At 70.7% G+C, this 12304-nt stretch carries 11 protein-coding genes and 1 riboswitch; of the genes, 4 read left to right on the plus strand and 7 right to left on the minus strand.

Translation table 11 applies throughout. The features are described 5' to 3' along the window. Positions 1-24: 24 nt before the first annotated feature. The gene (locus ACFW16_RS32170) at positions 25-2931 is read right to left on the minus strand and encodes a ribonucleoside-diphosphate reductase subunit alpha (protein WP_380313065.1); all 2907 of its coding nucleotides are present in this window, start codon (positions 2929-2931) and stop codon (positions 25-27) included. 109 nt (positions 2932-3040) lie between these two features. Then, positions 3041-3236, minus strand: a riboswitch (cobalamin riboswitch). A 166-nt stretch (positions 3237-3402) separates the two neighbouring features. On the opposite strand from ACFW16_RS32170, the gene ACFW16_RS32175 reads away from it, so the two are divergent. Both ACFW16_RS32175 and ACFW16_RS32180 read left to right on the plus strand, forming a co-directional pair. Continuing rightward, on the plus strand, positions 3403-4203 hold the full coding sequence (locus ACFW16_RS32175) for a potassium channel family protein (protein ID WP_380313067.1): 801 nt from the start codon (positions 3403-3405) through the stop codon (positions 4201-4203). After that, the gene (locus ACFW16_RS32180; RefSeq protein ID WP_380313069.1) at positions 4196-4810 is read left to right on the plus strand and encodes an acetoacetate decarboxylase family protein; all 615 of its coding nucleotides are present in this window, start codon (positions 4196-4198) and stop codon (positions 4808-4810) included. The genes ACFW16_RS32175 and ACFW16_RS32180 overlap by 8 nt, the downstream gene beginning before the upstream one ends. On the opposite strand, the gene ACFW16_RS32185 is transcribed toward ACFW16_RS32180, so the two are convergent. From ACFW16_RS32185 to ACFW16_RS32195, 3 genes are all read right to left on the minus strand, one after another. Then, positions 4773-4955: a hypothetical protein gene (locus ACFW16_RS32185; protein WP_380313071.1), complete on the minus strand. Its 183-nt coding sequence runs from the start codon at positions 4953-4955 to the stop codon at positions 4773-4775. The two genes, ACFW16_RS32180 and ACFW16_RS32185, sit on opposite strands and share 38 nt — an antisense overlap. A 109-nt stretch (positions 4956-5064) precedes the next feature. Then, positions 5065-5568 carry an SRPBCC domain-containing protein gene (locus ACFW16_RS32190; RefSeq protein ID WP_380313073.1) on the minus strand — a complete coding sequence of 168 codons (504 nt, stop codon included), beginning with the start codon at positions 5566-5568 and terminating at the stop codon, positions 5065-5067. After that, positions 5565-5930: an ArsR/SmtB family transcription factor gene (locus ACFW16_RS32195; protein ID WP_380313075.1), complete on the minus strand. Its 366-nt coding sequence runs from the start codon at positions 5928-5930 to the stop codon at positions 5565-5567. The genes ACFW16_RS32190 and ACFW16_RS32195 overlap by 4 nt, the downstream gene beginning before the upstream one ends. A gap of 106 nt (positions 5931-6036) precedes the next feature. On the opposite strand from ACFW16_RS32195, the gene ACFW16_RS32200 reads away from it, so the two are divergent. Then, positions 6037-6948, plus strand: a complete 912-nt coding sequence (locus ACFW16_RS32200; RefSeq protein WP_380313077.1) for a LysR substrate-binding domain-containing protein — start codon at positions 6037-6039, stop codon at positions 6946-6948. A gap of 6 nt (positions 6949-6954) precedes the next feature. Here ACFW16_RS32200 and ACFW16_RS32205 read toward each other — a convergent pair whose 3' ends face one another. The 3 genes from ACFW16_RS32205 to ACFW16_RS32215 all read right to left on the minus strand — a co-directional run bounded on the left by ACFW16_RS32205 (position 6955) and on the right by ACFW16_RS32215 (position 10926). Beyond that, on the minus strand, positions 6955-7668 hold the full coding sequence (locus ACFW16_RS32205) for an SDR family NAD(P)-dependent oxidoreductase (protein WP_380313079.1): 714 nt from the start codon (positions 7666-7668) through the stop codon (positions 6955-6957). Between the two features lie 300 nt (positions 7669-7968). Beyond that, positions 7969-9639: an acyltransferase gene (locus ACFW16_RS32210; RefSeq protein WP_380313081.1), complete on the minus strand. Its 1671-nt coding sequence runs from the start codon at positions 9637-9639 to the stop codon at positions 7969-7971. Positions 9640-9648: 9 nt separating this feature from the next. Continuing rightward, positions 9649-10926 carry an ABC transporter substrate-binding protein gene (locus ACFW16_RS32215; protein ID WP_380313083.1) on the minus strand — a complete coding sequence of 426 codons (1278 nt, stop codon included), beginning with the start codon at positions 10924-10926 and terminating at the stop codon, positions 9649-9651. 204 nt (positions 10927-11130) lie between these two features. On the opposite strand from ACFW16_RS32215, the gene ACFW16_RS32220 reads away from it, so the two are divergent. Further along, a complete protein-coding gene (locus ACFW16_RS32220) occupies positions 11131-12174 on the plus strand; it encodes a LacI family DNA-binding transcriptional regulator (RefSeq protein ID WP_380313086.1) in 1044 nt (347 codons plus the stop codon). The last annotated feature ends 130 nt before the right edge of the window (positions 12175-12304 follow it).

Genomic DNA, 12304 nt, shown 5'->3' on the forward strand with positions numbered 1-12304 from the left:
CCAGGAGCTTGCGATGGGGTCGCTCTACTGGCAGGCCTCACAGGTCGGATCGTCGATCGGGCACACCATCGGCGCGCCGTCGGTCAGCGTCAGCTCGTCGGCCGCCGCAACCGGAGCGGCCGCAACCGGGGCCGCGGCGGCCGGGGCCGGGGCGGAGACGGCGTTGAGCTTGCCGTCGGTGCCCTTCAGCGTCGACTTCTCGACATGGGTCGCGCTCATCGCCCGCAGGTAGTAGGTGGTCTTCAGCCCGCGCCTCCAGGCCAGGCGGTACAGCGTGTCCAGCTTCCGGCCGTTCGGGTTGGCGATGTAGAGGTTCAGCGACTGGGCCTGGTCGATCCACTTCTGGCGCCGCGCCGCCGCCTCGACCAGCCAGGAGGCGTCGATCTCGAAGGCGGTGGCGTAGAGCGCCTTCAGGTCGTCCGGCACCCGGTCGATGGCGCCGAGGCTGCCGTCGAAATACTTCAGGTCCGAGATCATCACCTCGTCCCACAGGCCGAGCGCCTTGAGGTCGCGGACCAGGCCGGGATTCACAACCGTGAAGTCGCCCGACATGTTGGCCTTGACGTAGAGGTTGCGGAACGCCGGCTCGATCGACTGGGCGACGCCGCAGATGTTGGAGATGGTCGCGGTCGGCGCGATCGCCATGGTGTTGGAGTTGCGCATGCCGATCGAGCGAACGCGCTCGCGCAGGCCGGTCCAATCCAGGGCCGAAGAGCGGTCGAGGTCGAGAACGCCGCCGCGCGCGTCGGCCAAGAGCTCGACGGAATCGATCGGCAGGATGCCGCGGCTCCACAGCGAGCCGTCGAAGGACGGGTAGCGGCCGCGCTCCGCCGCCAGGTCGACCGAGGCTTCGATGGCGTGGAAGCTGATCACCTCCATGCTCTCATCGGCGAAGCGCACCGCGGCGTCCGACGCGACGGCCAAGCGCAGGGCCTGCAGCGCGTCCTGGAAGCCCATGATGCCGAGGCCCACCGGGCGGTGCCGCAAGTTCGACCGGCGCGCTTCCGGGATGGTGTAGAAATTGATGTCGATGACGTTGTCCAGCATCCGCATCGCCGTGCGGATGGTGCGCTCCAGCCGCGCCCGGTCCAGGCCGCGCTCGCCGATGTGGTTGGCGAGGTTGATCGAGCCGAGGTTGCAGACCGCCACCTCGTCGTCCGAGGTGTTCAGCGTGATCTCGGTGCACAGGTTCGAGGAGTGCACGACGCCGACATGGCCCTGCGGCGAGCGGATGTTGCAGGGGTCCTTGAAAGTCACCCAGGGGTGGCCGGTCTCGAACAGCATGGTCAGCATGCGCCGCCACAGGTCGAGCGCGCGGACCTGCTTGTGCACCCGGATCTCGCCGCGCGCGGCCTTGGCCTCATACGCCTCATAGGCGGTCTTGAAGGCCGGGCCGTAGAGGTCGTGCAGGTCGGGCACCTCGTCCGGCGAGAACAGGGTCCAGGGGCCGTCGGCCTCGACCCGTTGCAGGAACAGGTCCGGCACCCAGTTGGCGGTGTTCATGTCATGGGTGCGGCGGCGGTCGTCGCCGGTGTTCTTGCGCAGGTCGAGGAATTCCTCGATGTCGACGTGCCAGGTCTCGAGATAGGCGCAGACCGCGCCCTTGCGCTTGCCGCCCTGGTTCACCGCGATGGCGGTGTCGTTGGCGACCTTGAGAAACGGGACGATGCCCTGCGACTGGCCGTTGGTGCCGCGGATATGGGCGCCCAGACCGCGCACCCGGGTCCAGGAGTTGCCCAGGCCGCCGGCGTATTTGGACAGGAGCGCGTTGTCCTTGACCGACTTGAAGATGCCGTCGAGGTCGTCCGGCACCGAGGTCAGGAAGCAGGAGGACAGCTGCGGCCGCGGCGTGCCGGCGTTGAACAGCGTCGGCGTCGAGCACATGAAGTCGAAGGAGGAGATCAGGTCGTAGAACTCGATCGCCCGCGCCTCGCGGTCGATCTCGCGCAGCGCCAGCCCCATGGCGACGCGCATGAAGAAGGCCTGCGGCAGCTCGAAGCGGATGCCGTCGGTCTGCAGGAAGTAGCGGTCGTAGAGGGTCTGCAGCCCGAGGAACTGGAACTGCAGGTCGCGCTCCGGCTTCAGCGCCGCCGACAGCCTGGCGATGTCGAAGCGGCCGATCTCGGGGTCCAGCAGGCCGACGGCGATGCCCGTCTTCACATAGGCCGGGAAGTATTCGGCGTAGCCCTCGGCCATCTCCGCCTGGGTGGCCCGGGTCGGCCGGCCATGGACGAAGCTCAGCGCCTCGTGCCGCAGCAGGTCCAGCAGCAGCCGGGCGCTGACCTGGCTGTAGTTCGGCTCGGTCTCGATCAGGGTGCGGGCGGCCATGATCGGCGCCAGGGCCAGCTCGGCCTCGCTGATGCCGTCATAGAGGTTGCGGCGGGTCTCGGCCAGGACCGGGCCGGGCTCGACATCGGCCAGGCCGGCGCAGGCCTCCTCGATCAGCCGGACCAGCCGCGCCTGGTCCAGCGGCGCGCGGCTGCCGTCGGCCGCCGTGACATGCAGCGCCGACGCCACCGGGGACGCCTCGACCTTGGCCGCCGCAGCGGCGCGCTCGCGCGACCGCTCGTCGCGGTACAGCACATAGGCGCGGGCGACCTTGTGGTGCTCGCCGCGCATCAGGGCCAGCTCGACCTGGTCCTGCACCTCCTCGATGTGGAAGGTGCGGCCGTGATCGGCCCGGCGGGTCAGGGCGCCGACGATCTGGCCGGTCAGCCCCTCGACGATGTCGTGCACCCGGCGCGAGGCGGCGGCGCCGGAGCCCTCGACCGCCAGGAAGGCCTTGGTCAGCGCGACCGAGATCTTGGATTCGTCGAAGGCGGTGACGGCGCCGTTGCGGCGGATCACCTGATAGGCCGGCTCAGTGGCCGCACGGGCGGGCGCGGCGGGCGTGCCCGCGAGGGCGCGGTCGGATTCGAGGAGGACTGACATCGGCAAACCCCATGATCGTGTTGGGGCTTGGGCCGAAGATGCGGAGTCGACGACGCGCCGGCAGGCCGGCGCATCCCGATCATCGCACCGCCGGGACACCCCGCCCGAGGACGCACTGCGCAATCACGGACCGGTCTCCTGGCTCGCGGGAATCGCCCCTCCGCCTCGCCTTCCCGGCCGGTTGCCCGGCCAGTGACTGAGAGACGACGGAAGAGCCTTCCGCTTACAGTTGCGGGGGCAGCCCCGGCTTTGCCGTCATGCGGCGCACCGGATTCCCTTGTTTGCCCGTGATGTCTAGATATAGACGTCGTTCCGCCGCTTTCCGTCAATACCTAGTTGGGGCCGTCACGAACTTCGCAATCCAAGTTCGTTTTGGACTCCACCCAGGCAATCCCGGAATCGCGGTGGCGCGACCCGGCGGCGTCCGGTTCGGCGTGGAGGCGGGCCGGCGCTTCCGGTACAGAAGAGGGGATGACGCCGATCGACTCCCCCGCCCCGCCGGGCCGGCTCGCCCGGCTGAGGGGCATCCTGCGCGCGCTGTATCACGGGCGCAGCCCCGAGGCGATCCGCTTCCGCCTCGGCGTGCTGGTGATCGATTTCGCGATCATCGCCTTCTTCATCATCGCGCCGGTGCTGCGCGACACGGCCGCCTTCCTGGCCATCGACTATGCGATCGCCGTGCTGCTGGCGCTCGACCTCCTCGCGCGGGCGGTGTCCTGGCGCGGTCTCCGCAGCTGGATCCGCCAGCCGATCGTCTGGGTCGACCTGTTCGTACTGGCGACGCTGCTGGCGCCGCAGCTGCTGTTCAACCTGGGCTTCCTGCGGATCCTGCGGCTGTGGAGCCTGTTCCACAGCGAGTTCTTCTGGTCGACGGTCGGCCAGCGCTACGACGACACGCGCTGGGAGGACGTCGCCCGCACCTTGTCGACCCTGGTCACCTTCGTCTTCGTGGTGACCGGCTTCGTCTACACGGGCTTCGCCGGGACCGACAGCGGCGTCGAGGGCTATGTCGACGCCCTCTATTTCACCGTGGCCACGCTGACCACCACCGGCTTCGGCGACATCACCCTGCCCGGCACGGCCGGCAAGCTTCTGTCCATCGTCACGATGATCGTCGGCATCAGCCTGTTCGCGCGGCTGGCGCAGACGCTGTTCCGGCCGAACAAGGTGCAGTTCGACTGCCCGACCTGCGGGCTGCAGCGGCACGACCCGGATGCGGTGCATTGCAAGGCCTGCGGCACGCTGCTGAAGATCCCGAACGGGGATGACTGACGCCCCGGCCTATCCGCCGCAACCCTGGCGGCTGCGCGGTACGGTGCGGACGACGCTGTGGCGGGTGCCGCGGGCGGCGCTGCCGGGGCCGCTGCCGGCCGGCGCCCGGCCGCTGGGCTGGGGCGGCAGCGCGCTGCTGGCGACGGTACGGGCCGAGTGGCAGCCGGGCGGCGACCTGGCCTACGCCGAGCTGGTGGTCGCGGTGCCGGTGCGGCTGGGACGGCGGATCGGGGTCACGATCACCGCCGCCTGGGTCGACAGCCCGGCCTCGCTGGCCGGCGGCCGGGCGTTGTGGGCGATCCCGAAGCGGCTGGGCCGGTTCGAAACCGCGGGCGGTCGGACCGAGCTGTTCGATGCGCAGCGGCTGGTAGCCGCCTTCACGGACCGGCCGGGACGCGCCCTGCCGCTGCGCCTGCCGGTCCCGCTGCGGGTGCTGCAGCCGGACGAGTTCGGCATTCGGATCACCCGCGCCGCCGCCACCGGCCGGCCGCGCCTCGGCGGCCCGGGCTGGGAGTTCCCGGCGGATGGGCCGCTGGCGCTGCTGGCCGGGCGGCGGCCGCTCTTCTCCCTCACGCTGGCAGACGCCGAGGCGCGGTTCGGGCTGTGACCCCGCCCGCGCCGCCGTCGCCATCCGGCTGCGGCGGCTCGACCCAGAAGGGCAGGTCCGCCAGCTCGCGCGGGGTCATGGCCAGCAACGCTTCGGCGCCGTCGGGCTCGCGCCGGAACTCCCGGCGGCGCAGGAAGGAGAACATCGCAGCCTCCTCGGCAGATCTTCTCCAAGAGATAGATCCGCCGGCCGGCGGCTGCGATGGACAGTGTCTCTCCAGGCCTATAGAAAATCTCCATAGGCCTGATGGCTGCTCAGCGTCCGGCCAGCGCCTCGTCCAGCTTGTCGAAGGAGCCGCCCCAACCTTCGGCCATCGAGTCCAGCATGCCGGCGAAGGCCTGCCGCTCCTCTCCGGTGGCATCGAGCGGCGTCCAGGCCAGCCGCATCCGGGTGCCCGCCCCCTCCTCCGCGAAGGTCACGGCCGACAGGATCCTGAGCGGCCGCGGCCCGCCGAAGGGTGACTCGACGATGTTGGCCTGCTCGTCCGAGAAGGAGTGCTCCCAGACCAGGCGCGACGGCTCGACCACCTCCCGATAGACGAACTTCACCCACATCCGGCCGCCATCCGGCCGGTCCATGCGGGCATGCATCATCCCGCCCGGCCGCAGATCGAGGGTCTTGACGGTGGTGGTGACGCCCTGGGGGCCGAACCACTGCGACATCAGCCCGGCGCTCGTCCAGTGCAGCCAGACCCGGCTGCGCGGCGCGTTGAACAGACGGGTGATGACGAATTCGGTGTCGGCGGTGGCGGTTCTCATGATCGGTCGTCCTTCTGCGGTTCGGGCTGCGGTTCGGGCTGCGGTTCGGTGACCGCTTCGAGCAGCGTCTCGAGGCGGTCGAAGCTGTCGTTCCAGAGGCTCCGGAAATGGTCGAACCACTCGACCGTCTCCTTCAGCGCCATGTGGTTGAGGCGCCGCGGCCGCGACTGGGCGGCCTGGCCGCGCTCGATCAGCCCCGCCCCCTCCAGCACCTTCAGATGCTTGGAGATGGCCGGCTGGCTGATCCGGAACGGGGCCTGCAGCTGCGACACCGTGGCCTCGCCCCGGGCGAGCCGCAGCAGGATGGCGCGCCGGGTGGGATCGGCGAGCGCGGCGAATTTCTGTGTGAGCGAGTCTTCCAAAACCATATGGTTATATAACTAAGTAGATATTTACGAGTCAACACCTCTCGGCCCGCTAGATGCGGCGGCGCTGGACAGCCCGCCCTCCGCCGCTCAAAGAAGAGGCATGGCCTCGCCTTTCCCGATTCCGCTGAATGCGCTGCGCGCCATCGCGGTGGTGGCGCGCGGCGGCTCGCTGTCGACCGCGGCGAAGGAGCTGGGGGTGACGCCGGGCGCGGTCAGCCAGCACATCCGCCGGGCCGAGGCGCGGCTGGGCGTGATGCTGTTCGAGCGCACCCCGACCGGGCTGGTGCCGACCGCGGAGCTGTGGCGGATCCGGCCGATGCTGGATGCCGGGTTCCGCATGCTGGCCGACGCGATCGCGGCGCTGGCGGTCGAGCGCGCCGGCATCCTGACCGTCACCACCGGCAGCGCCTTCGCCGCGCGCTGGCTGGTGCCGCGGCTGTCGCGCTTCACCGGCGCCCATCCGGAAATCGAGTTGCGCTTCGTCGCCACCGCCGAGGTGCTGGACCTCGCGCTCGGCGACATCGACTGCGCCATCCGCATGGGCCGCGGCGGCTGGACGGGCGCGCTGGCCGAGAAGCTGATGCCGCAGACCGTGTTCCCGGTCTGCGGCCCGGCGCTGGCATCGCGGCTGAAGCGCCCGGCCGATCTGGCGACAGTGCCGGTGATCCGCGACGAGGGCTCGCTGATCTCCTGGGCCGAGTGGTTCGCCGCCGCCGGGGTGGCGTCGCCGCCGCGCCTGTCCGGCCCGTCCTACACCGACCCGATCCCGGCAATCGAGGCGGCGGTGGCCGGCCAGGGCGTGTTCATGGCCTGGCAGCTGATCGCCGCCGACGCGCTGGCGGACGGGCGGCTGGTCCGCCCCTTCCCGATCGCCGCGCCGACCGAGATCGCCTATTGGTTCGTCACCACCGAATCCCGGGCGCGGCAGCGCAAGGTGCAGCTGTTCCGCGCCTGGCTGGAGGCGGAGCTGACCTCCAAGCGGGCGCGCCCGGTCTCGGGCGTATGGGGGTAACGGGCATCACCAGGGGACGGTGCAGCCGAGATAGTCGACATAGTGCAGGCCCGGGGCGCCCCGCTTCGAAAGCAGGACGTTCACCAGGCTCGGGACGCTGTCCTCGATGCTCAGCCTCGCGTCCGGTCCCCCCATCTCGGTGCGGACCCAGCCGGGAGCCATAATCACCATGGCACGCGACGTCCCGGCGTGGCGGGCGGCGAAGCTCCGCATGAACATGTTCAGGGCCGCCTTGCTGCCGCGGTAGACCTCGCGCTGGCCGGTCTGGTTGTTGGTGATGCTGCCCTGCCCGGACGACATCACGCCGACCAGCCCCGTCGCGGGGACGTATGGCTCCAGGCTCTCGAGGACGCGCATCGGGCTCAGCGCATTCGTGACCATGACCCTGACGAACTCGTCGGTCGTCACATCCGCGATCGTCTCGGCCGGGTTGTTCGTCACGCCGGCGTTGACGAACAGCATGTCGAACACCCGGCCCGACAGGCGGTCGCGCAATGCCGCGATCTGATCCGGCTCGCGGATGTCCAGGATCTCGATCTCGACCCGGCCGGCGAACGCGTCCGCGAGATCGTGCAGCCGGGTCCGGCCCCCTCCCCGGACCGTGCCGACGACGTTCCATCCCTTCTTCAGGAATTCGGCCGCCATCGCGTGGCCGAGGCCGCGGGATGCGCCGATCAGAAGGATCGTGCCGGAGGGGGCATTCACTAGGCTTGCAGGCATGGGCCGGTCTCTCTCACTGGCTGGGTGACCCGCATATGGGGGCAGCCGGAAGTCAGGCGCCAGACGCAGCAGGATCAAAGTATAGTTGCATCCGGCGCCATGTGGACCTGAACCTTCTCGCGGCGCCGGACGTGCTGCTCGCCAAGGGCAGCGTGACGGGGCGGAGCTTCGAGCACCCGCTTCCCATGCCGGAGTTCAGGATTTCGGCCATGTGGTACCCCCGCCCGTCCCATCGCTGGCTGCGGAACACCGTGATGTCCCCGAGGTGACGACCGTCTTCGGTCAGCCGATGCCGCGGTCCTAACCCTGCGGCCAGCGGATCCGGTCGACCGGCAGGGCCGGACCCCAGCGGTGCACGCCGACCAGCCGGAAACTCGCGGCATCGGCCAGGCCGAGATGGGTCAGGATCAGGCCGACGATCGACAGCCACATCTCCGTCCCCTGCAGCCCCGGCGCCTCGCCGCGGCTGAAGGCGAAGCCGTGGCCGGGCGCATAGTGCCGCAGCGCGGCGGCGAGGAGCCGGCGCAGGGCCTCCGCGATCTCCGCCGCGCGATGGCCGGTCTGGCGGGCGCAGAGCATCAGCGGGTGCACCACATCGAGCACGTTGCAGGCGTTGAAGCCGGTGTGCTCGAACCCGCCATAGCGGCGGAGATGGGCCAGGACGGAATCGATCACCTGCTCCGGATACGGCAGCGGCAGGCCGAACTGGGCATACGTGCCGCGCGTCAGCCGGTAGAAGCCGTTCACCGGCTGCAGCCAGTCGTCGGCGACCGGGCCGCTCCACAGGCCGGTGCTCCCGCTGGCCCGGGTGGTCAGCCAGCCGATCAGCGTGGTCAATTCGCCCGGATCGCCGAAGTCGCGGGCGTTGAGATAGTAGGCGGTGCCCAGCGCGTCGACCCAGGCGCCGGAGGACCAGCCGCGCTCCGCCCAAGGCAGCTCGTCCAGCGCCCGCTGCAGCGTCGCGGGGTCGAGCCGCGAGGCCCAGGCAACGGGGTGGCGGAAGCCGGCGCCGAGGCACTCCAGCGCATAGCCGACGCACAGGATGTTGTAGAGATTGTCGCCGCCGGGATCGGCCGGCGGGTCGCGGCGCACCGCATCCGGCGTGTCCGGGTTGAAGCACAGCCCGGTGCCAGGGTCCTGCAGCGCCTGGAGGCGGGCGACCCAGGCCTCGCGATCGAAGGGCGGCGGCACGGCGCCGAACATCGCCGCGATCTGGATCGCGTCGCAATCGGCCCGGAACGGCGCTTTCCCGGCGTTGCGCGGATCCTGATACCAGGAGGGCTGGCCGGGCGGCGCCGCGTGGGCGGCGAGGATCGCCGGCCATTCCGTCCCGATCCGCGCGTCGAACGCCTTGACCTCGGCCAGCAGCGCGTCGGCCGGGGGAGCCCCTCGCGGCCGGCGCCGGTCGCGGATCACCCGGGCGGGGTTGCCGCCGACCAGCGCATAGTCCGGCACGTCCCGGGTGACCACCGCCCCGGCGGCGACGATGCAGTGGCTGCCGATCCGCACCCCGTCGGTGACCACCGCGTTGGCGCCGATCCAGACGTCGTCGCCGATCTCGATGCCCTTGGACGATACGCCCTGCTGCGCGATCGGCGTTTCCGGATCGTCTGAGACATGGTCGAAGCCGGCGATCATGGCGCCGGCGGCGATGCGGACCCAGGAGCCCATCCGCACCTGGCCGATCACCGAGCAATGCAGGTTGAAGGAGCAGCGGTCGCCGGCGGTCAGCTGCCCATGCAGACGCACCCCGGCGGCGACGAGACAGCGGTCGCCCAGCGTCAGGCTGTCCGGGAAGATATAGGCCTGGGGCGACAGGTAGCAGGCTTCGCCGAGCGTCAGCGGCAGGCGCTGCGCCAGCTGGGCGACGAAAGCGGCCTGGGCCCGGCGCTGCGCGTCCGTGGCCTGGCTCTCGAACCGCCAGGGATGGGAGTCGAACTCCTCGACCGGGCGGGCGTCTGGAACCGACATCGGATCTCCTCAGAGAACGGCGCCGGCGTCGGCGATCAGCTGGGCGGCGCCGTCGGTGATCGACGCCGTGCCGAAGGCGACCGTGTCCGCCACCCGCTTCAGCACCCGGCCGAACTGCTGCGATCCCTTGGGCGGAGGCGGCGGATAGGGACCGACCTTGTCGGCGATGAAGTTGACGTAATCGACCGTGGCGCGCTCCACCGGCTTCAGCGTCGGCAGGATCAGCTCCCGCGTCGCCGGGCTCATCGGCACGCCGCGCTCCACCCCCAGCACCTTGGCGGCTTCGGGGTCGTTGAGGAAGAAGGCGATGAAGCCGGCCGCTGCCTCCGGCGCCTTGCACCGGGCATAGATCGACCAGCACGACGCCGGCCGGTAGAACTGCCCCGGCTTCGCGCCGGCGCCGCCGTTCGGGTACATCGTCAGCGCCAGCGGCACCTGGGTGGCGGACTGCATGCCGACGATCTGGTTGGAGAAGGCCAGGCTGGTCGCCGCCTTGCCCTGGATCAGCGGCATCTGGGTGATGGTCGAATCCGGGCTGAGCGCCGCGATGTCGGCCGGCACGCAGCCGCCGCGCTTGCGCATCTTGTCCCAGTAGCTGAACCACTCCGCGGCGTGGTCCTGGTTGAAGCCGAGAGCCCGGTCGGCGGTGAACAGCTCGGCGCCGCGCTGCCGCAGCCAGACCTGGAAGGCGAAGCCGTAGCCGCTGGCGTCGCAGGAGCCCCAATACTGGTCGCGCCCCGTCGCCTTGGTCAGCTCGGCCATCCGATCAGCATAGTCGTCCCAGCTGGTCTCGTGATCGGGCGGGGCGATGCCTGCCGCCTTGAACACGGCGGTGTCGTACATCAGGGCGAAGGAGTTCAGGCCGTGCGGGATGCCCCAGACCTTGCCGTCGAGGGCACAGAGGCCGAGCAGGTCGCGGTCGACGCCGGCGGTGTCGATCGGCTGCGGCATCAGATCGTCGAGCGGCAGCGTGGCGCCGCGCTGGACGAAATCGGCGAAGCTGCCGGGCTCGAGCTGGAAGATATCCGGCGCGTTGCGCCCGACCAGCTGGGTCGCCAGCTTGGGGAAGTATTCGGCGTTGCTGACCTCGCCCACCAGCTCGGCGCCCTGCGCCTTGGCCTGGTACAGCTTCAGCACCTCGAGCGTGCGGCGGGTGCGGTCGTCATTGCCCCACCAGACGACGCGCAGCCGCGCCGATTCGGCCCGAAGGGCGGCCGGCAGCGCCGCGACCCCCGCCAGGCCCAGCGCCCCGGCCAACACGGATCTGCGCCCGATCGCAGCCGACATCGCACCCTCCCCTGCTTGGTTGCCGATGATCCGGGCGGTTAAGCCTGCCCGAGAAGTAACCAGTTGGTTACAAGTGAACCGGGGAATGCGCCGGCTGTCAATTCGCAATGCGCCCTTGGCCGGATCCGGCCGATCGCCCCCCTTGGCCCGCACCGCCGTTCCAGGGCATCGTCGGGGCATGATCCAGCATTCCGAGATCCGGCCGTGAGCCGCAGCCGCAGCGTGCCGCCGGCACCCGAGGACGGCCGGCCGCGCATGGCCGACATCGCCCGCATCGCCGGCGTGTCGGTGGCGACGGTCAGCCGGGCCCTGGCCGGGTCGCCGCGGGTGACCGGCGAGACGCGCGAACGGATCGAGGCAGCGGTGCGCGACACCGGTTACGTCGTCAACCGCATGGCCCGCAGCCTGCGCCTGCAGCAGGCGCGGCAGGTGTTCGTGATGGTGCCGAACATCGCCAACCCGTTCCACGCCTCGGTGCTGCTGGGCGCCGAGGAGGCGGCGGTGGCGGCGGGCTTCCACGTGCTGATCGGCAACACCGCCGGCGATCCGGCGCGGGCGGAGGAGCATGCCCGCCAGCTGCTGACCGGCGCGGTCGACGGCATGTTGCTGCTCGGCGGCCGGCTGCCGGAGCCGCTGAAGGCCCCGGCTTTGCAGCAGCGGCTGGTGGCGGTGATCGAGCCGGTCGCCGCCCCCGGCGTGCCGGTGGTCGAGATCGACAACCAAGCCGGCGGGCGGGAGGCGACGCGCCACCTGATCGCGCTGGGCCACCGCCGCATCGGCCATATCGGCGGCACCGCCGCGACCACGGCGACGCCGAAGCGCTTCAACGGCTATGCCGAGGCGCTGACCGAGGCCGGCCTCGAACTGCAACCCGAGTTGGTGCGCTACGGCGTGTTCTCGATCGCGACCGGGGCAGAGCAGATGGCCAAGCTGCTGGAGCTGCCCGAGCCGCCGACCGCCGTGTTCTGCGGCAGCGACGAGATCGCCATGGGCGCGATCCGCACCATCAAGCAGGCGGGCCTGCGGGTGCCGGAGGACGTCTCGATCGTCGGCTTCGACAACATCTACTTTGCCGCCGTCACCGACCCGCCGCTGACCACCATCGACCAGCCGAGCCGGCGGCTGGGCTTCGAGGCGATGCGCCTCCTGGCCGACCGCCTGGCCGGAGTCGCCGGGCCGAAGCGCGACGTCAACGTGCCCTACCGCCTGATCGTCCGCGCCAGCACGGCCCCGCCGCCGCGGCGTTAGCCCGCCTTTCCCACACTCCCTATGCCCTGCGTCGCCTTGCGGCGGCCGCCTGCGGGGGCGGGCCGCTCAACCGTAGCGCCGCTATGCTTTTCGCGTCCCGCCCCCGCATCCGACTCGCCGCAAGACGACG

This window comes from Inquilinus sp. NPDC058860 (assembly GCF_042743185.1).
GTDB lineage: Bacteria > Pseudomonadota > Alphaproteobacteria > DSM-16000 > Inquilinaceae > Inquilinus.